15 protein-coding genes and 1 riboswitch are annotated in these 18,502 nt (G+C 72.7%); of the genes, 14 read left to right on the top strand and 1 reads right to left on the bottom strand.

Annotation, left to right across the window (positions count from 1 at the left end; all coding sequences use genetic code 11):
- Nucleotides 1-219: 219 nt before the first annotated feature.
- From ACWDR0_RS27520 to ACWDR0_RS27465, 12 genes are all read left to right on the top strand, one after another.
- Nucleotides 220-1,146, top strand: coding sequence for an ABC transporter permease (locus ACWDR0_RS27520; RefSeq protein ID WP_456354476.1), 927 nt, complete (start codon nucleotides 220-222; stop codon nucleotides 1,144-1,146).
- 506 nt (nucleotides 1,147-1,652) lie between these two features.
- Complete coding sequence (locus ACWDR0_RS27515) at nucleotides 1,653-2,684, top strand: squalene/phytoene synthase family protein (RefSeq protein ID WP_456354475.1); 1,032 nt, start codon at nucleotides 1,653-1,655, stop codon at nucleotides 2,682-2,684.
- A gap of 8 nt (nucleotides 2,685-2,692) precedes the next feature.
- Complete coding sequence (gene hpnD / locus ACWDR0_RS27510) at nucleotides 2,693-3,631, top strand: presqualene diphosphate synthase HpnD (protein ID WP_456354474.1); 939 nt, start codon at nucleotides 2,693-2,695, stop codon at nucleotides 3,629-3,631.
- 103 nt (nucleotides 3,632-3,734) lie between these two features.
- Nucleotides 3,735-5,123 carry a hydroxysqualene dehydroxylase HpnE gene (gene hpnE, locus ACWDR0_RS27505; RefSeq protein WP_456354473.1) on the top strand — a complete coding sequence of 463 codons (1,389 nt, stop codon included), beginning with the start codon at nucleotides 3,735-3,737 and terminating at the stop codon, nucleotides 5,121-5,123.
- 176 nt (nucleotides 5,124-5,299) lie between these two features.
- Nucleotides 5,300-6,385: a polyprenyl synthetase family protein gene (locus ACWDR0_RS27500; RefSeq protein WP_456354490.1), complete on the top strand. Its 1,086-nt coding sequence runs from the start codon at nucleotides 5,300-5,302 to the stop codon at nucleotides 6,383-6,385.
- Nucleotides 6,386-6,603: 218 nt separating this feature from the next.
- Nucleotides 6,604-8,709 (top strand): squalene--hopene cyclase, encoded by a 2,106-nt coding sequence (gene shc / locus ACWDR0_RS27495; protein WP_456354472.1) that lies wholly within the window; start codon nucleotides 6,604-6,606, stop codon nucleotides 8,707-8,709.
- The gene (locus tag ACWDR0_RS27490) at nucleotides 8,709-9,365 is read left to right on the top strand and encodes a phosphorylase family protein (protein WP_456354471.1); all 657 of its coding nucleotides are present in this window, start codon (nucleotides 8,709-8,711) and stop codon (nucleotides 9,363-9,365) included. Before shc ends, ACWDR0_RS27490 begins: the two co-directional genes overlap by 1 nt.
- Nucleotides 9,366-9,370: 5 nt before the next feature.
- Nucleotides 9,371-10,393, top strand: a complete 1,023-nt coding sequence (hpnH, locus tag ACWDR0_RS27485) for an adenosyl-hopene transferase HpnH (protein ID WP_456354470.1) — start codon at nucleotides 9,371-9,373, stop codon at nucleotides 10,391-10,393.
- A gap of 118 nt (nucleotides 10,394-10,511) precedes the next feature.
- Nucleotides 10,512-12,470 (top strand): 1-deoxy-D-xylulose-5-phosphate synthase, encoded by a 1,959-nt coding sequence (gene dxs / locus ACWDR0_RS27480; RefSeq protein ID WP_456354469.1) that lies wholly within the window; start codon nucleotides 10,512-10,514, stop codon nucleotides 12,468-12,470.
- Entirely contained in the window at nucleotides 12,467-13,882 is a 1,416-nt protein-coding gene (locus tag ACWDR0_RS27475; RefSeq protein WP_456354468.1) for an aspartate aminotransferase family protein, read from the top strand. The genes dxs and ACWDR0_RS27475 overlap by 4 nt, the downstream gene beginning before the upstream one ends.
- Before the next feature lie 118 nt (nucleotides 13,883-14,000).
- Nucleotides 14,001-14,600, top strand: coding sequence for an XRE family transcriptional regulator (locus ACWDR0_RS27470; protein WP_456354467.1), 600 nt, complete (start codon nucleotides 14,001-14,003; stop codon nucleotides 14,598-14,600).
- Nucleotides 14,601-14,699: 99 nt separating this feature from the next.
- Complete coding sequence (locus ACWDR0_RS27465; RefSeq protein ID WP_456354466.1) at nucleotides 14,700-14,879, top strand: DUF6126 family protein; 180 nt, start codon at nucleotides 14,700-14,702, stop codon at nucleotides 14,877-14,879.
- 166 nt (nucleotides 14,880-15,045) lie between these two features.
- Here the strand turns inward: ACWDR0_RS27465 and ACWDR0_RS27460 are convergent, their stop codons facing one another.
- Nucleotides 15,046-15,858 carry a tyrosine-protein phosphatase gene (locus tag ACWDR0_RS27460; protein ID WP_456354465.1) on the bottom strand — a complete coding sequence of 271 codons (813 nt, stop codon included), beginning with the start codon at nucleotides 15,856-15,858 and terminating at the stop codon, nucleotides 15,046-15,048.
- 448 nt (nucleotides 15,859-16,306) lie between these two features.
- Nucleotides 16,307-16,456: riboswitch (cyclic di-AMP (ydaO/yuaA leader) on the top strand.
- A gap of 5 nt (nucleotides 16,457-16,461) precedes the next feature.
- Here ACWDR0_RS27460 and ACWDR0_RS27455 point away from each other — a divergent pair.
- Nucleotides 16,462-17,460: a M23 family metallopeptidase gene (locus ACWDR0_RS27455; protein ID WP_456354464.1), complete on the top strand. Its 999-nt coding sequence runs from the start codon at nucleotides 16,462-16,464 to the stop codon at nucleotides 17,458-17,460.
- A gap of 177 nt (nucleotides 17,461-17,637) precedes the next feature.
- Complete coding sequence (locus ACWDR0_RS27450; RefSeq protein WP_456354463.1) at nucleotides 17,638-18,429, top strand: SGNH/GDSL hydrolase family protein; 792 nt, start codon at nucleotides 17,638-17,640, stop codon at nucleotides 18,427-18,429.
- Nucleotides 18,430-18,502 lie beyond the last annotated feature (73 nt).

Genomic DNA, 18,502 nt, shown 5'->3' with positions numbered 1-18,502 from the left:
GGAGATCCCCCTCCTCCCCGATGGCCCTGCGGCGAGTGAGCCGAAGGGGCGCGTCGTGTTCTGGAAGGCGAACGCGCGCAGGCCACGAGGAACGAGTGGCCGAGCACGATCGCCTGAAGAACACGGCTTCAGCGCCCCGGAGGCGAACCGAGCCCCTAAGAAAATCTGACAAGCTGGACCGCGCCCCACCTGCCGCGCTTCTCGAAGAGAGAGTTCCCCGTGAGTGACACTGCCCCCGGCGGCGCGACGGCGCCCGCCCGTACCTCCCCGGACGCTCAGCTGACCCCGGCGCAGCTCGCCGCCAAGTACGGGCTCTCGGTCAGCGGCAAGCGGCCGAGTCTGTTCCAGTACGTCCGCCAGCTGTGGGGCCGGCGCCACTTCATCGTGGCGTTCTCGCAGGCCAAGCTGACCGCGCAGTACAGCCAGGCCAAGCTGGGGCAGTTGTGGCAGGTCGTGACGCCGCTGCTGAACGCGGCGGTGTACTACTTCATCTTCGGGCTGATCCTCAACGCGGACCGGGGCATGAGCCAGGAGGTCTTCATCCCCTTCCTGGTCACGGGCGTCTTCGTGTTCACCTTCACCCAGAGTTCGGTGATGGCCGGAGTGAAGTCGATCTCCGGCAATCTGGGGCTGGTGCGGGCGCTGCACTTCCCCCGGGCCTCGCTGCCGATCTCCCTGGCGCTCCAGCAGTTGCAGCAGCTCATGTTCTCGATGGCGGTCCTCGTGGTGATCGCCGTCGCCTTCGGCAGCTACCCGTCGCTGTCATGGCTGCTGATCCTGCCCGCGCTCGTGCTCCAGTTCGGGTTCAACACCGGTCTGGCGCTGATGATGGCGCGGCTGGGCAGCAAGACCCCCGACCTGGCGCAGCTGATGCCGTTCATCATGCGTACCTGGATGTACGCGTCCGGTGTGATGTTCTCCATCCCGGTGATGCTGGAGGACAAGCCGGCGTGGATCGCCGATGTGCTGCAGTGGAACCCGGCCGCGGTCTATATGGACCTGATCCGTTTCGCGATGATCGACGGCTACGGCTCCGAGAACCTGCCGCCGCACGTCTGGGCGTTCGCGGTGGGCTGGGCGGTGTTCTTCGGCATCGCCGGGTTCGTGTACTTCTGGAAGGCCGAGGAGCGGTACGGCCGCGGCTGACGCCGGGGCCGGTGGCGAGTGGAAGACCCGGGGCCGGACGGAGGTCCGGCCCCGGCGGAGACCCTGGGACCGGAGCGGACGTCCGGCCCGGTCAAGGCCCCCGCGGTGACATCCGGACGGGGGCCTTCTCGCGTCCTTCTCCGTGACGGACCGCGGTGGTCTGCGAGGCGCCCCGCTCCGGGCCGGACGGTCGGGCGGCGGGTTCAAGAGATGGTGGCGAAAGGACGGTTGGCCGGCGATGCGGCGTGATGGCGGTGATCACAGGGCCCGGGCGCGTCGCCCGGTGTTCTACGACGTAAGCTGGACCGGTGCCGATTCACGGCAAGTGGGGCGTTCCGTCCCCGGCGGTTCATCGGGAGGGCGGTCCCCAGGTGGGAGCGACCACCGGCGGCGTGTCCGAAATAGGATGGATTGGGTCGGCAGTGTAGAACGGGGGATGTGACGGCAATGATCGGCAATCTCCGGCCCTGTGGGGCTTCCGCCGTCCCCGCCCCGGGCAGCACCGCATGAGCGCCCGCCGACCGCCCCGCGCGTCCCGTCCCGAGGACCGGGCCCGGGCGACCCTCGACAAGGCCGCGTCCGAGAACTTCCCCGTGGCCCCCTTCTTCCTGCCCGCCGCCTGGCGCGGCGATCTGATGGCCCTGTACGGCTACGCCCGGCTGGTCGACGACATCGGCGACGGGGACCTCGACCCCGGCGGCTCGGACCTGCGCGTCCTGGGCGTCGCCCCGGAACGGTCCGCGGACCGGCTCGCCGCGCTCGACGCCTTCGAGACGGACCTGCGGCGCGCCTTCGCCGCCGCCGGCCGCCCGGTACCCGCCGACGACCCCGCCCCGGCCGGAGCCCCGGAGCCGGGCCCGGCCACGCCCGCGGACGCCGCCGTCGGCGACCCTGGCGGCGACCCCGGTGGGGAGCCCCGGCATCCGCTGCTGCGCGCCCTGGTGCCCTCCGTACGCCGCCATGCCCTGACCCCCGAACCCTTCCTCGGCCTGATCGCCGCCAACCGCCAGGACCAGCGGGTGCGGCGGTACGCCGACTACGGCGAACTCCTGGCCTACTGCGAGCTGTCCGCCAACTCCGTGGGGAATCTCGTCCTCCAGGTCAGCGGCACCCTGACCCCGGAGCGGCTGCTCCGCTCCGACGCGGTCTGCACCGGTCTCCAGATCGTCGAGCACCTCCAGGACGTGCGCGAGGACCTGGCCCGTGACCGCATCTATCTTCCGGCCGACGACATGCGGCGCTTCCATGTCTCCGAGGCCGATCTGGCGGCCCCGGTCGCCACGGCCTCCGTACGCAGCCTGATCGCGTACCAGGCCGACCGCGCCCGGAAGCTGCTCCTCGAAGGAGTTCCGCTGGTGGGCAGCGTGCGGGGCAGGCTGCGGCTGCTGCTCGCCGGCTTCGTCGGCGGCGGCCTCGCCGCCGTCGACGCCGTCGCGGCGGCCGGATTCGACGTTCTGTCCGGGCCGCCCAAGCCCGCCAGGGCACAGTTGCTGCGCTCCGTGGGGGCCGTGGTGCAACGAGCGCGTAGAGAGGGGTGAGCCGGAGGATGGACGGACCGGCCGGTGTATCGGCGGCGGTGCAGGCCGCGTACAGCTACTGCGAGACGGTGACGGGAGCGCAGGCGCGCAACTTCGCGTACGGAATCAGACTCCTGCCGACGGACAAGCGGCAGGCGATGTCGGCGCTGTACGCGTTCTCCCGCCGGGTGGACGACATCGGCGACGGACCGCTGGGCGACGAGGAGAAGCGGGAGCGGCTCGGGGCGACCCGGGAGCTGCTGGACCGGGTGCGCCGGGGTGCCGTCCCGGAGGACGACACCGACCCGGTGGCCGTCGCGCTCACCGACGCCGCCGCGCGGTTCCCGATCCCGCTCGACGCCCTCGACGAGCTGATCGACGGTGTCCTGATGGACGTGCACGGCGAGACGTACGAGACCTGGGACGACCTCAGGGCGTACTGCCGCTGTGTGGCGGGTGCCATCGGACGGCTCTCGCTCGGGGTCTTCGGAACCCAGCCCGGGGTACCGGGCGCCGAACGGGCCGCCGAGTACGCCGACACCCTCGGGCTCGCCCTGCAACTCACCAACATCCTGCGGGACGTTCGCGAGGACGCGGCCAACGGACGGGTCTATCTGCCCGCCGACGATCTGGCGAAGTTCGGCTGCTCGGCGGGTTTCCACTCCGCGACCCTGCCGCCCGGCGCCGACTTCACCGGTCTGGTGCACTACGAGGTGCGGCGCGCCCGGGCCCTCTTCGCCGAGGGCTACCGGCTGCTGCCCATGCTCGACCGGCGCAGCGGCGCGTGCGTCGCCGCGATGGCGGGGATCTACCGGCGGCTGCTGGACCGGATCGCCTGCGACCCCGGCGCGGTGCTCCGCGGCCGGGTCTCCCTGCCCGGCCACGAGAAGGCGTACGTCGCGATCCGCGGGCTGTCCGGGATCGACACCCGGCACATCAGCCGCCAGGGCCTCCGGGGGCGTGTCTGATGCTCCGCCGTCACCCGGGCCTCCGGAGTCCCGTCCCGGCCCCGCGCGCAACCGGGCGCGGCCCCGCCGCGTCCCTGACCTCAACGGCCCGAGGGGAGGTCGTATGACGGACCGGACCAGCCCGCCGGAGAGCGCGGTCGTGGTCGGCGGGGGGCTCGCGGGGGTGACCGCCGCGCTGCGCCTCGCCGAGGCCGGACTCGGTGTGACCCTCGTGGAGGGCCGTCCCCGGCTGGGCGGACTCGCGTTCTCCTTCCGCCGCGGCGACCTCGTGGTCGACAACGGCCAGCACGTGTACATGCGCTGCTGCACCGCCTACCGCTGGTTCCTCGACCGGATCGGCGGTACGGCCCTGGCGCCCGTCCAGGACCGGATGGACGTTCCCGTGGTGGACGCCGCCCGGCCCGCCGGGTCGAGGCTGGGCCGGTTGCGCCGTACGGCGCTGCCGGTTCCGCTGCACCTGGCCGCGAGCCTTGCCACGTACCCCCATCTCTCCCTCGCCGAACGGGCCTCCGTGGGCCGGGCCGCGCTGGCCCTGCGCGCCCTGGACCCGGCCGATCCGGCCCTCGACGGCATCGACTTCGCGAGCTGGCTGCACCGCCACGGGCAGTCGGCGCGCACCGTCGAGGCGCTCTGGGACCTGGTCGGGGTGGCCACCCTCAACGCCCGGGCCGCCGACGCCTCGCTGGGGCTGGCCGCCATGGTCTTCAGAACCGGCCTGCTCTCGGAGCCCGGCGCCGCCGATATCGGCTGGGCCCGGGTGCCGCTGGGCGACCTCCACGACACCCTCGCCCGGTCGGCCCTGGAGGCCGCCGGGGTCCGGGTGCTGACCGGGACCCGGGTCAAGGACGTGGCCCGGGCCGACGGCGGCCGCTGGCTGGTCCGCACCGAGGAGCGGGACCTGGACGCGGGCACCGTCGTCCTGGCGACCGCCCAGCGGGAGACCCACGCGCTGCTGCCCGAGGGCGCGCTCGACGACTCCGCCCGGCTGCTGGAGATCGGCACCGCGCCGATTCTCAACGTGCACGTCGTGTACGACCGTCCGGTGCTGCGCCGTCCCTTCTTCGCCGCCCTGGGCTCCCCCGTGCAGTGGGTGTTCGACCGTACGGAGGCGTCCGGGCTGGCGGACGGCGGCCAGTATCTGGCGCTCTCCCAGTCCGCTGCCCAGCACGAGATCGACGCGCCGGTCGCCGAGCTGCGCGCCCGCTATCTGCCGGAGCTGGAGAAACTGCTGCCGCCCGCCCGTACGGCGGTCGTCCGCGACTTCTTCGTCACCCGGGAGCGCACCGCGACCTTCGCCCCGGCGCCGGGCGTCGGACGGCTCCGGCCCGGGGCCGCCACCCGTGCGCCCGGCCTCTTCCTCGCCGGGGCGTGGACCGCCACCGGCTGGCCCGCGACCATGGAGGGCGCCGTGCGCAGCGGGCTGACCGCGGCGGGCGCCGCCCTCGCCGCGCTGGGCCGCCCCCACGAACATCCGCTCAAGGAGGCGGCGTGAGCCTGCGCACCGGTCCCCTCGCGACCACCGAAGCAACCGGTCCCTTCGTGACCCCCGAAGCGATCGACGAAGCAATCGACGAAGCGATCTGCACAGCGATCCGGACACCGGCCGAAACACCGGCCGACACAGCGACCGACCCAGCAATCGACACCAGGAGAGAGACCGTGCCGACAGTGCCCTCGGCGAACCCGGCGGAACATCCCGCGCCCGGCATCGAGCGCGCGGACGGCGTCGACATCGCGGCGCTCCTGGAGCGCGGCCGGGAGATGTCCGCGCCGGTCCTGCGGGCCGCCGTCGACCGGCTGGCCTCTCCGATGGACACCGTCGCCGCCTACCACTTCGGCTGGATCGACGCCCAGGGGCGGCCCGCCGACGGCGACGGCGGCAAGGCCGTCCGCCCGGCGCTGGCCCTGCTCTCGGCCGAGGCCGCGGGCGCCCCGCCGGAGGCGGGTGTCCCCGGCGCCGTCGCCGTGGAGCTGGTCCACAACTTCTCCCTGCTGCACGACGACCTGATGGACGGCGACGAGCAGCGCCGCCACCGCGACACGGTGTGGAAGGTGCACGGCCCGGCCCAGGCCATCCTGGTCGGCGACGCGCTGTTCGCGCTCGCCAACGAGGTGCTGCTGGAGCTGGGCACCGTGGAGGCCGGGCGGGCGACCCGCCGGCTCACCACCGCGACCCGGAAGCTGATCGACGGCCAGGCGCAGGACATCTCCTACGAGCACCGCGAGCGGGTGAGCGTCGAGGAGTGCCTGGAGATGGAGGGCAACAAGACCGGCGCACTGCTGGCCTGTGCCGTTTCCATCGGTGCCGTGCTCGGCGGGGCGGACGACCGTACCGCGGACGCCCTGGAGCGGTACGGCTACCATCTGGGCCTCGCCTTCCAGGCGGTCGACGACCTTCTCGGCATCTGGGGCGACCCGGTCGCCACCGGCAAGCAGACCTGGAGCGATCTGCGCCAGCGCAAGAAGTCGCTGCCGGTGGTGGCCGCGCTCGCCGCGGGCGGGGAGGCGTCCCGGCGGCTCGGCGAACTGCTCGCCGCCGACGCCAAGAGCAGCGATTTCGACTCCTTCTCGGAGGAGGAGTTCGCCACCCGGGCGGCGCTGATCGAGGAGGCCGGCGGCCGTGAGTGGACCTCCCAGGAGGCCCGCCGGCAGCACACCGTCGCCATCGAGGCCCTGGACGCCGTCGAGATGCCGGGCCGGGTGCGGGAGCAGTTGGTCGCCCTCGCCGACTTCGTCGTCGTCCGGAAGCGCTGACCGCGCGTCCGGGCGATGGATGGGCCGTGCATCCGGCCGATCCCTCGACAAAGCGTCCCCGGGCAATTAAGACGGAACCCTCCACGGAAGAGATGATCCCCATCACCTATACGCCGATATGCATCGCAGTCGCCGGCAGGTGACCGGACCACCGTTTCACCCGCCGACGGCACACCCCCAGTACAGCGCAGCACGACCACTGCACCGAAGGGGAAGCCATGACAGCGACGACCGACGGAAGCGGCGGGCCCGTGCGGGCCCGCGCCGCCGCGGAGAGTGAGACAGCGAGTGCCCCGCCCCCGGCGGACCTCCCCGGCCCGGGGAGCGCCGGGGAGCGGTCCGCGGCGGAGAGACGGACCGGCCCGGCCGGGCGGGCCGTCGCCCGGGCCGTGGACCATCTGCTGGCCCGGCAGGACGCCGAGGGCTGGTGGAAGGGCGATCTCGAAACCAATGTGACGATGGACGCCGAGGATCTGCTGCTCCGTCAGTTCCTCGGCATCGGGGACCGGGCGGTGACCGAGGCGTCGGCCCGGTTCATCCGCGGACGGCAGCGCGCCGACGGCACCTGGGCCACCTTCTACGGCGGCCCCGGGGAGCTGTCCGCCACCGTGGAGGCGTATGTCGCCCTCCGGCTGGCGGGGGATCTGCCGGGTGATCCCCATATGGCCCGGGCCGCCGCCTGGGTCCGGGACCAGGGGGGCATCGCCGCGGCCCGGGTGTTCACCCGGATCTGGCTGGCGCTCTTCGGCTGGTGGCGGTGGGAGGACCTGCCCGTCGTACCGCCCGAGCTGATGTTCCTGCCGAAGTGGTTCCCGCTGAACATCTACGACTTCGGCTGCTGGGCCCGGCAGACGATCGTGCCGCTGACCGTGGTCTCCGCCCGGCGCCCGGTCCGCCCCGCGCCCTTCCCCCTCGACGAGCTGCACACCGACCCCCGGCTGCCGAACCCGCCCCGGCCCCCGGCCCCCGCGAACAGCTGGGAGGGCTTCTTCCAGCGCGCGGACCGGGCACTGCACCGCTACCACCGGGTGGCGCCGCGCCGGGTACGGGAGGCCGCGATCGCGGCGGCGTCCCGCTGGATCGTCGAGCGGCAGGAGAACGACGGCTGCTGGGGCGGTATCCAGCCGCCCGCGGTGTACTCGCTGATCGCGCTCCATCTGCTCGGCTACGACCTGGGGCATCCGGTGATGCGGGCCGGACTCGAATCCCTCGACCGGTTCGCGGTCTGGGAGCAGACCGAGACCGGCGCCCCGGTCCGGATGATCGAGGCCTGCCAGTCGCCGGTCTGGGACACCTGTCTGGCCACCGTCGCCCTCGCCGACGCCGGGCTGGCCCCCGACCATCCGGCCCTGGTCCGGGCCGCCGACTGGATGCTGGGCGAGGAGATCGTCCGGCCGGGGGACTGGGCGGTGCGCCGGCCCGGGCTGGCCCCCGGCGGCTGGGCCTTCGAGTTCCACAACGACAACTACCCCGATATCGACGACACCGCCGAGGTGATGCTGGCGCTGCGCCGGGTGGACCACCCCGATCCGGCGCGGGTCGAGGCGGCGGTGGCCCGGGCCGGGCGGTGGACGCTCGGTATGCAGTCGCGGGACGGGGCCTGGGGCGCCTTCGACGCCGACAACACGTCGCCGTTCCCCAACCGGCTGCCGTTCTGCGACTTCGGGGAGGTGATCGACCCGCCGTCGGCCGATGTCACCGCGCATGTCCTGGAGATGCTGGCGTACGAGGGCCGGGCGCACACCCCGCGGGCCCGGCGGGCCGTCGACTGGCTGCTGGCCCGCCAGGAGCCGGAGGGCGCCTGGTTCGGCCGCTGGGGCGTCAACTACCTCTACGGTACGGGGTCGGTGGTCCCGGCCCTGGTGGCCGCCGGGATCCCGGCGGGCCATCCGGCGGTGCGGCGGGCCGTCGACTGGCTGCGTTCCGTGCAGAACCCCGACGGCGGCTGGGGCGAGGACCTGCGCTCGTACCGCCACGGCGAATGGGTTGGCCAGGGCACCTCCACCCCCTCCCAGACCGCATGGGCGCTGCTGGCGCTGCTGGCGGCCGGGGAGCGGGACAGCGAGTGCGCCGAGCGCGGGGCGGGCTGGCTGGTGGCCGCCCAGCGGGCGGACGGCGGCTGGGACGAGCCGTACTTCACCGGTACCGGATTCCCCTGGGACTTCTCCATCAACTACCACCTCTACCGGCAGGTCTTCCCGCTGACCGCGCTCGGGCGCTACGTGCACGGCGAGCCGGTGGTGGGCGGGGTCCGCGCGACCCGGTCCGGGACCGCGGCCGGGAAACTCCGCACGGGCGGCGTACCCGCCCGCAAGGGGAGCTGATGGCCGCCCCGGCGGGGCCCCGGGACCCCGCGGCACCGCTGCTGATCGCCTGTGCGCTCGGCATCGAGAAGCTGGCCCTGCGCGGCGGCGACCACAGCGGCGCCCGGGGTCCGGTGACGGTGCTGCGCACCCGGATGGGCCCGGTGAACGCGGAGCGCGCGGTCCGCGCGGCGCTCTCCGGCGACGGGCTGCGGACGGCTGCGGTGGTCGCCTCCGGCTTCTGTGCCGGGCTCGCCCCCGGGATGCACCCCGGGGACGTGGTCGTCGCGGGGGAGACCCGGAGCGGTCACGGCGAACCCGTGGTCTGCACGGACACCGAACGGCTCGCGGACGCCGTCGCCCGGGCGCTGCCCGGCCGCCGGGTGCACCGCGGTCCCCTGACCGGCTCGGACCATGTCGTCCGCGGGCCGGAACGCGCCGAGCTGCGGGCCGGCGGCGCGATCGCGGTCGATATGGAGTCCGCGGCCACGCTGCGTACCGCGCTGGCCGCCGGGCCCCGCGCGGTTGCCGCCGTCCGGGTGGTCGTGGACGCCCCGGAGCATGAACTGGTCCGAATTGGCACGGTACGCGGTGGAATATCAGCCTTCCGTGTTCTTCGTGCCGTGCTTCCCGCTTTTCATGAATGGCACCGTTCTTTGCTGCTCCCCAGGAGGTGAGCCAGATGGCCATGCCGCTCCGTCAGACCATTCGGGTCGGAACGTATCTCTTCGAACAGAAGCTCCGCAGGCGGGAGAAGTTTCCGCTGATCGTCGAGTTGGAACCGCTGTACGCCTGCAATCTCAAGTGCGAGGGCTGCGGGAAGATCCAGCACCCGGCGGGGGTGCTCAAGCAGCGGATGCCGGTGGCCCAGGCCGTGGGCGCGGTCCTGGAGTCCGGGGCGCCGATGGTTTCCATCGCGGGCGGCGAACCGTTGATGCACCCCCAGATCGACGAGATCGTGCGGCAGTTGGTGGCCCGCCGGAAGTACGTCTTCCTCTGCACCAACGCCGTACTACTCCGCAAGAAACTGGAGAAGTTCACCCCCTCCTCCTACTTCGCCTTCGCCGTGCACATCGACGGACTCCGCGAGCGCCACGACGAATCCGTCGCCAAGGAAGGGGTGTTCGACGAGGCCGTCGAGGCCATCAAGGAGGCCAAGCGGCGCGGCTTCCGGGTCACCACCAACTCGACCTTCTTCAACACCGACACCCCGCAGACCGTTGTCGAGGTCCTCAACTACCTCAACGACGACCTCCGGGTCGACGAGATGATGATCTCCCCGGCCTACGCCTACGAGAAGGCCCCCGACCAGGAGCACTTCCTGGGTGTCGAACAGACCCGGGAGCTGTTCCGCAAGGCGTTCGCCGGGGGCAACCGCAAGCGCTGGCGCCTCAACCACTCCCCGCTCTTCCTCGACTTCCTGGAGGGCAAGGCGGACTTCCCCTGCACGGCCTGGGCCATTCCCAACTACTCCCTCTTCGGCTGGCAGCGCCCCTGCTATCTGATGAGCGACGGCTATGTGCCCAGCTACCGGCAGCTGGTGGAGGAGACCGACTGGGAGAAGTACGGGCGGGGCAAGGACCCCCGCTGCGCCAACTGCATGGCGCACTGCGGTTATGAACCGACCGCCGTCCTCGCCACCATGGGCTCCCTGAAGGAATCGCTCAGGGCCGCCCGGGAGAGCGTGTCGGGCGGCCGGGGCTGAGACACGGAGCCCGCCCGGGCCCGGCGCCCGCGGCGGAGCAGGAGGTGACGGCGGGCCACGGCCCCGGGCCGCCCGCCGCCACCGCGAGCCGGAGCACGCAGAACTTAGGGGGACACCCATGTCGTTGCTGGAGAGCGTACGGGGACCGGAGGACGTCAAGGCCCTGACCGCCGCCGAACTGGACCGACTGGCCGTGGAGATCCGCGAGTTCCTGATCTCCGCCGTCGCCAGGACCGGTGGCCATCTGGGACCCAATCTGGGTGTGGTCGAGCTGACCATCGCCCTGCACCGGGTCTTCGACTCCCCGAAGGACCGGATCCTGTGGGACACCGGACACCAGAGCTATGTGCACAAGCTGCTCACCGGCCGCCAGGACTTCTCCAAACTGCGCGGCAAGGGCGGACTGTCCGGCTATCCCTCCCGCGCCGAGTCCGACCACGACATCATCGAGAACTCGCACGCCTCCACCGTCCTCGGCTGGGCCGACGGCATCGCCAAGGCCAACGAGGTGCTCGGCAGGGACGACCATGTGGTCGCCGTCATCGGCGACGGCGCCCTCACCGGCGGAATGGCCTGGGAGGCCCTGAACAACATCGCCGCCGCGGACCGTCCGCTGATCATCGTGGTCAACGACAACGAACGCTCCTACGCACCCACCATCGGCGGCCTCTCCGGCCATCTCGCCACCCTCCGCACCACCGACGGCTACGAACAGTTCCTCGCCTGGGGCAAGGAGATACTGCGCCGGACCCCGGTCGTCGGCAAACCGCTGTACGGCTCCCTCCACGGCGCCAAGAAGGGGCTCAAGGACGTCATCGCCCCCCAGGGCCTGTTCGAGGACCTCGGCCTGAAGTACGTCGGCCCCGTCGACGGCCACGACACGGCCGCCGTCGAATCGGCGCTGCGCCGGGCCGGGCGCTTCCACGGGCCCGTCGTCGTGCACTGCCTCACCGAGAAGGGCCGCGGCTATCCGCCCGCCCTGGAGGACGAGGCCGACCGCTTCCACGCGGTCGGCGCCATGGATCCGCTGACCTGCGCCCCGCTCAGCCCCGACACCGGCCCCACCTGGACCGCGGTCTTCGGCGACGCCCTGCTGGAACTGGGCGAGGAACGGCCCGATGTGGTGGCCGTGACCGCGGCCATGCTCCATCCGGTGGGCCTCACCCGGTTCGCCGAACGCTTCCCCGGCCGGGTCTGGGACGTCGGCATCGCCGAACAGCACGCGGCCGCTTCGGCCGCCGGTCTGGCCACCGCCGGACTGCACCCCGTCGTCGCCGTCTACGCCACCTTCCTCAACCGGGCCTTCGACCAGGTCCTGATGGATGTCGCGCTGCACCGCTGCGGTGTCACCTTCGTCCTGGACCGGGCGGGCGTCACCGGCACGGACGGCGCCTCCCACAACGGCATGTGGGACCTGTCCGTCCTCCAGGTCGTCCCCGGGCTGCGGATCGCCGCGCCCCGCGACGCCCGCCAGCTCCGGGAGCAGCTGCGGGAGGCCGTCGGCGTCGACGACGCGCCCACCGTGCTCCGCTTCCCCAAGGAGACCGCCGGACCCCGGATCGACGCGGTCGCCCGGATCGGCGGCACCGACGTCCTGCGGGAGCCCGCCACCGGCACCCGGGACGTGCTGCTGGTCTCCGTCGGCGCCCTCGCCCCCGTCTGTCTGGGGGCCGCCGACCTCCTCGCCGCCCGGGGCACCGGCTGTACGGTCGTCGACCCCCGCTGGGTGAAGCCCGTCGACGAGTCACTGGTACCGCTGGCCGCGGGCCACCGGATGGTCGCCGTCGTCGAGGACAACTGCCGCAGCGCGGGCGTCGGCGCGGCGATCGCCCAGGCCCTGCGCGACGCGGGCGTCGATGTCCCGGTGCGGACGTACGGCATTCCCGAGCAGTTCCTCGCTCACGCCAAACGTGGCGAGGTGCTCGCCGATATCGGACTCACCCCGGTGGAGATCGCCGGCCGGATCAGCGCCGTACTGGCGGTGAAGGAAGCCGAAGCGGCCGGGGAAGCCGAAGCAGCCGAGGAACCCGAGGCAGCCGAGGACATCGCAGAAGCCAAGGAGGAGACCGCACCATGACCCCACCGCCGCACCGGCCCGCCGCCCCCGGAGGCGGCTTCGACCTCGCCGGACTGCTGGCCGAACGCGGCGGCGAGCGGTACGCCCTGCACGCCCGCCACCTCAACCCCCAGCTGCCGCGGATGCTGCGCACCATCGGCTTCGACCGCACCTACGAACGGGCCGAGGGCGCGTACTTCTGGGACGCCGAGGGCAACGAGTACCTGGATATGCTCGCCGGCTTCGGGGTGATGGGCGTGGGCCGCCACCACCCCGTCGTCCGCAAGGCGCTGCACGACGTCGTCGACGCCTCCCTCGCCGACCTCACCCGCTTCGACTGCCCGCCGCTGCCCGGACTGCTCGCCGAGCGGCTGCTGGCGTACAGCCCCCATCTGGAGCGGGTGTTCTTCTCCAACAGCGGTACGGAGGCGGTGGAGACCGCCCTGAAGTTCGCCCGGTACGCCACCGGACGGCCGAGGGTCCTCTACTGCGACCACGCCTTCCACGGACTGACCGCGGGCTCCCTCTCCGTCAACGGCGAATCCGGCTTCCGCGACGGCTTCGCCCCCCTGCTGCCGGACACCGCCGTCCCTCTCGGCGATCTGGCGGCCCTGGAGCGCGAGCTGGCCCGGGGCGATGTGGCGGCCCTGGTGGTGGAGCCCATCCAGGGAAAAGGCGTCCACGAGGCACCGCCGGGCTACCTGCCCGCCGCCCAGGAGCTGCTCCACCGGCACAAGGCCCTGCTGATCGCCGACGAGGTCCAGACCGGGCTCGGCCGGACCGGGGACTTCTACGCCTACCAGCACGAACCGGGGGTGGAACCGGACCTCGTCTGTGTGGCCAAGGCGCTCTCCGGCGGCTATGTGCCGGTCGGCGCCACCCTCGGCAGGGACTGGATCTTCCAGAAGGTCTACTCCTCGATGGACCGGGTGCTGGTGCACTCCGCCAGCTTCGGCTCCAACGCCCAGGCCATGGCCGCCGGGCTCGCGGTCCTCTCGGTGATCGAGGACGAGGGCCTGGTCGCCCGCGCCCGGACCACCGGCGACCTGCTCCGCAGCCGCCTCGGTGCCCTGGTCGACCGGTACGAACTCCTCCACGAGGTACGCGGCCGGGGGCTGATGACCGGCATCGAGTTCGGCCGCCCCCGCTCACTGGCCCTGCGCGGCCGCTGGGCGATGCTCCAGGCGGCCCGCAAGGGACTCTTCGCCCAGATCGTGGTGGCTCCGCTGCTCCACCGGCACCGGATCCTCACCCAGGTCTCCGGAGACCATCTGGAAGTGATCAAACTGATCCCGCCGCTGACCATCGGGGAGCCGGAGGTCGACCGCTTTGTCACCGCCTTCACCGCGGTCATGGACGAGGCCCACGCCGGGGGCGGACTGCTCTGGGACTTTGGAAAGACGCTGGTCAAGCAGGCAGTGACCCAGCGCTGAGATCATACGATCGGGGAGTTTTTGCCTCTGGGGCAAGAAACTTGCCTCGGAGGCATTTTCCTGGCGCAATGGACCTATGCAGAGTCCTCCCGGGGGCCATCCCCCGGACCCCCGATCCATGGCGCCCGGCGGTTCCGCCACCGGGGAGGCGCCCGACGCCCTGCCGGACGTGGCACCCCGGCTGCGCGACCTGCGCCGCCGCCGCGGGCTCACGCTGGAGGCCGCCGCGCACCGCGCCGGACTGTCGCCCGCGCATCTGTCCCGGCTGGAGACCGGCCGCAGGCAGCCCTCGCTGCCGATGCTGCTCGGCCTCGCCAGGATCTACGGTACGACAGTCGCCGAGCTGCTCGGCGAGTCCGCGCCCGAACACGACCCCGTGATCCGGGCCGGCAGCCGGGAGCCCTCCCAGGCCGACGGCTGGACGTACCACCAGGTCGGCAGCCCGGGACGGGCCATGCAGACGCTCCGCCTGATCGTGCCGTACGGCGCCCAGGGCGAGCTGGTCCGCCAGCACCCCGGCGAGGAGTGGCTCTACGTCCTGGACGGCCGGGTCCGGCTCGGCCTCGGCGACACCGTCCACGAGCTGGGCCCCGGCGACAGCGCCCACTACGACTCGCTGACCCCGCACCGGATCGCCGCCGCCACCCGCGACGGCGCCGAGATGATCTTCGTCCACACGCTGCTCCAGAGCCCCGACATCTTCCATCCGCACTTCTGAGGCCGGGCGCCCCCGCGGCGCCTCCCCGTCCGTGCAGATGCGATCCGGCCCCGTGCCGGAGGAAACCCGGCGCCCGCGCCGGAGAAAGCAGAGGCCGTCATGGTCGAGAACCCCACCGCGTCCGAAGGCACCCCGGCCCCCTCCGGCGGCGCCAAGGCCGCCAGGAACGAAGAGGGCAAGTTCCCGAAGGGCATCTGGATCCGGCTCTTCGCCTATCTGGTGGTCGGCCATGTCTTCGCCGGCTTCCTCTACCTCCTCTTCGAGGTCGGGGCGAAGTAACGGCCCCTCCGGGGGCGGGGCCGGCCGACCGGCCCCGTACCGCCCCCGGTCCGTGCCGCCCCCGGCCCCGTACCGGCGGATCCGGGCCGGTCCGGCCCGGGCGCGCCGCGGCTCCGGCGCCCGGTTCCCGGGGCGGCACCCCGGCCCGCGCGGCCGGTGCTCCCGGTCACTCCGTGCCGAGCAGCCTCTCCCGCAGCTTCTCCCGGGTCGCGCCGGAGAGGCCGAGCCCCTCGGAGAGATAGTGCTCGGTGCCGCCCCAGAGCGTGTCGACCGTCTCGAAGGCCGCGTGCAGATACTCCGAGCGCGCGTCGAACAGCGGGCTCAGCAGCTCCATCACCTCGGGCGACATCCCCTCGGGCGCGTCATCGGCCCGGCTCACCCGGTAGCGGCGGTGCGGATCGTTCGACTTCAGATAGTCCGCCTCGACGGCGTCCCGCTCCACCCCGACCGCCAGCAGGGTCACCGCGACGGACAGCCCCGCCCGGTCCTTCCCCGCCGCGCAGTGCATCAGCGCGGGGACACTGTCCCCGGCGATGGCGTGGAGCACCCGGCTGTGCTCGGCCGTCCGCCCGGAGATGATCGACCGGTACGCCTCCACCATCCGCTGCGCCCCCCGGCCCTCCGCCAGCATCGACCGCAGACGCTCCAGCCGGCCCTGCCGGACGACCTGCCAGAACTCGGCGCCGTCCGCCGGGTCGCTCAGCGGGAGGTTCAGGTTCCGCACGCCGGGCAGGGCCACGTCGGGGCCCTCCAGCCGGATATCGGCCGCGTTCCGGAAGTCGAAGACGGTGTGCAGCCCCAGCGTGGTCAGGAAGGCGGTGTCGCTTTCGGTGGCATGGGCCAGATGGCCGCTGCGGTAGAGCCGTCCGTACCGCACCGCCCGGCCGTCGGCCGTCGGCAGCCCGCCCACATCGCGGAAATTGCGGATCCCCGCGAGTTCGGGCTCGGTCGACGGGACCTGCGGCACCTGCTGCGTCACTACTGGCTCCCTGTGGAGTCACAGCCGCCGGCGCCGGTCGCCGACGGTGGCGTAAAGCCGACGATACGACATCGATTCCTCAGGCAATCATTCTGTCGGCCGTGACCTTCCGCCGGTTACGGCAAACCCTTGCCATCTGTCCGTAATGTCTCTCATGCCACTACATGCTCGCTTCATTGGAACTTGCCCTGTCTCGTTGGGAGATGGGGGACACTCATGAGCAGGATCACAATCGTGACGGTGTGTGGCGGTGGCCCCGGAGCGGGCCCGGAGGGGTATCCGGGTGCCCCGCGGGAGTTGACGGGGTGGTGCCCACGGAGGGTCACCGGCTCCGCCGGGCCCCAAGATCGGTGACGCCCACTGAGCCGAGGTATGGCTTGTTCCCGTCGTCATGGCCGGTTTACGGTCACCGCACTCCGGTCGGACCGCCGAATCCTGCCACCGTCCGGAACCATCACCCGAAGCACGTGGCAGGAGCGGGGGACCCAGGTAGTCCGCCGACCGGGAGACCGGCCGGCTCGGGGTGAAGTCGCCGTGCGCGACCGGGCACCTCCCGCCCGAACCCGACAGCTCACCTCGCAGGCGCCGGAGAGGAAACGCGCCATGCCCGGAAAGGGTAAGCACCGCCGTCCCAAGTCGACGGTCATCACTCGTGGAATCGTGGCCGCCGGTACCGGCGGAGCCGCCATCGCCCTGCCTCTGATGGGGGCCACCGGCGCCCACGCCGCCGAACGGACCGCTCCCGCGGCCCCGGCCGCCGCCGTCGCGGCCGCTCCGGCAACCGCCGCCGCGCAGCCCGCGGCCGCGAAGCCCGCCGGATCCGCCGTGTACACCGTGGTCACCGGCGACCATCTGTCCAAGATCGCCTTCGAGCAGGGCGTCGAGGGCGGCTGGCAGCAGCTGTACGCGGACAACCGGACCGCGGTCGGCGACGACCCGTCCCTGATCCACCCCGGCCTGAAGCTGGCCCTGGACGGCGAGGCCGCCCCCGCCGCCCCGGCCGGGAACGAGAACAAGGACAAGAGCACGGACACGGACACGGGCACGGAAGAGGCTCCGGCCGAGCGCGCCTCGCGCACCGAGTCCCGCGCCGCCGCCCCGGCCCCCGCCGAGAAGGCCGCTCCGGCTCCCGCGGAGAAGGCGGCCCCCGCGGCCGCCGAGTCCGAGCCGGCGCCCGCCGCCGAGACCGCCTCCGGCGCCTGGGCCGCCCCGCTGGCCGGTGCCCAGGTCACCACCCAGTACCGGGTCTCCGGCGCCATGTGGTCCAGCGGCTACCACACCGGTGTCGACTTCGCGGTGCCCACCGGCACCTCCGTCCGGTCGATCGGCCCCGGCACGGTCGTCTCCGCGGGCTGGGCCGGCGCGTACGGCAACGAGGTCGTCGTCCAGCACACCGACGGCACCTACTCGCAGTACGCCCACCTCTCCTCCCTCTCCGTCTCCGCGGGCCAGACGGTCACCGGCGGACAGCAGATCGGCCTCTCCGGCTCGACCGGCAACTCCAGCGGCCCGCATCTGCACCTGGAGGTCCGCACCGGACCGTCCTACGGCTCCGATATCGACCCCGTCGCGCATCTGCGCAGCCACGGCGTCTCCCTCTGATCCGTCAGGACCGCGGCCGGGGCACCCCGGCACTCCGAAATCCCCCGCGACACCCCGGTGTTGCGGGGGATTTCCGCGTATTCCCACCCGCCGCGGGGATCACGGTGTGATAGATCACGGTCCGTCAACCCCTCCCTACGGTCGCGTAGGTCACATCCGCGGAGAGAGGATGAATCCGTGGCAGACGATTCGAGAACATATGACCAAGGCGGAATCGGGTCGTACGCGGCGATCGGTGACAGTTTCACCGAGGGCGTGGGGGACCCCGGGCCCGACGGGGCGTACCTCGGCTGGGCGGACCGCTTCGCGGTCCTGCTCGCCGACCGCAGACCGGAGCACACCTTCCGGTACGCCAATCTCGCCGTACGCGGCAGACTCCTCGACCAGATCGTCGAGGAGCAGGTGCCCAGGGCGAAGGAACTCGCCCCGGACCTGGTGTCGTTCTGTGCCGGGGGCAATGACATCATCCGGCCCGGCAGCGACCCGGACGATGTGGCGGAGCGCTTCGAACGCGCCGTCGCCGAACTGACCGGCGCCGTCGGCACGGTCATGGTGACCACCGGATTCGACACCCGTGACGTGCCGGTGCTGCGCCATCTGCGCGGCAAGATCGCCACGTATACGGCGCATGTCCGGGCGATCGCCGACCGCTACGACTGCCCGGTGCTCGACCTGTGGTCCCTGCGCACCGTGCAGGACCGCCGGGCCTGGGACCCCGACCGGCTCCATCTGTCGGCCGAGGGGCACACCCGGGTCGCGCTGCGGGCCGCCCAGGTCCTGGGGCTGCCGGTACCGGCCGACCCGGACCAGCCGTGGCCGCCCCCGCCGGTGCGGGGCACCCTCGAAGTACGGCGCGACGATGTGCAGTGGGCGCGGGAGTACCTCGTGCCGTGGATCGGCCGGCGGCTGCGCGGCGAGAGCTCGGGCGACCATGTGGAGGCCAAGCGGCCCGATCTGCTGCCGCTCTGAGTCTCCCGTCCGTCCCGCGGCCGCCCCGGCCCCGCCGCCCCGGCCGCCGGTCCCCGCCCGGCGGTCAGGGCCC

The organism is Streptomyces sp. NPDC003691, assembly GCF_053981115.1.
Note: the sequence above shows the minus strand (reverse complement) of the source record. Positions and strands in the feature narration are given on the sequence as shown.

Bases quoted from the DNA above. Each gene is read 5' to 3' on its own strand.
- ACWDR0_RS27515 (WP_456354475.1), top strand. From the start codon at position 1,653: ATGAGCGCCCGCCGACCGCCCCGCGCGTCCCGTCCCGAGGACCGGGCC.
- hpnD (WP_456354474.1), top strand. From the start codon at position 2,693: ATGGACGGACCGGCCGGTGTATCGGCGGCGGTGCAGGCCGCGTACAGC.
- hpnE (WP_456354473.1), top strand. From the start codon at position 3,735: ATGACGGACCGGACCAGCCCGCCGGAGAGCGCGGTCGTGGTCGGCGGG.
- shc (WP_456354472.1), top strand. From the start codon at position 6,604: ATGACAGCGACGACCGACGGAAGCGGCGGGCCCGTGCGGGCCCGCGCC.
- ACWDR0_RS27490 (WP_456354471.1), top strand. From the start codon at position 8,709: ATGGCCGCCCCGGCGGGGCCCCGGGACCCCGCGGCACCGCTGCTGATC.
- hpnH (WP_456354470.1), top strand. From the start codon at position 9,371: ATGGCCATGCCGCTCCGTCAGACCATTCGGGTCGGAACGTATCTCTTC.
- dxs (WP_456354469.1), top strand. From the start codon at position 10,512: ATGTCGTTGCTGGAGAGCGTACGGGGACCGGAGGACGTCAAGGCCCTG.
- ACWDR0_RS27475 (WP_456354468.1), top strand. From the start codon at position 12,467: ATGACCCCACCGCCGCACCGGCCCGCCGCCCCCGGAGGCGGCTTCGAC.
- ACWDR0_RS27470 (WP_456354467.1), top strand. From the start codon at position 14,001: ATGGCGCCCGGCGGTTCCGCCACCGGGGAGGCGCCCGACGCCCTGCCG.
- ACWDR0_RS27465 (WP_456354466.1), top strand. From the start codon at position 14,700: ATGGTCGAGAACCCCACCGCGTCCGAAGGCACCCCGGCCCCCTCCGGC.
- ACWDR0_RS27455 (WP_456354464.1), top strand. From the start codon at position 16,462: ATGCCCGGAAAGGGTAAGCACCGCCGTCCCAAGTCGACGGTCATCACT.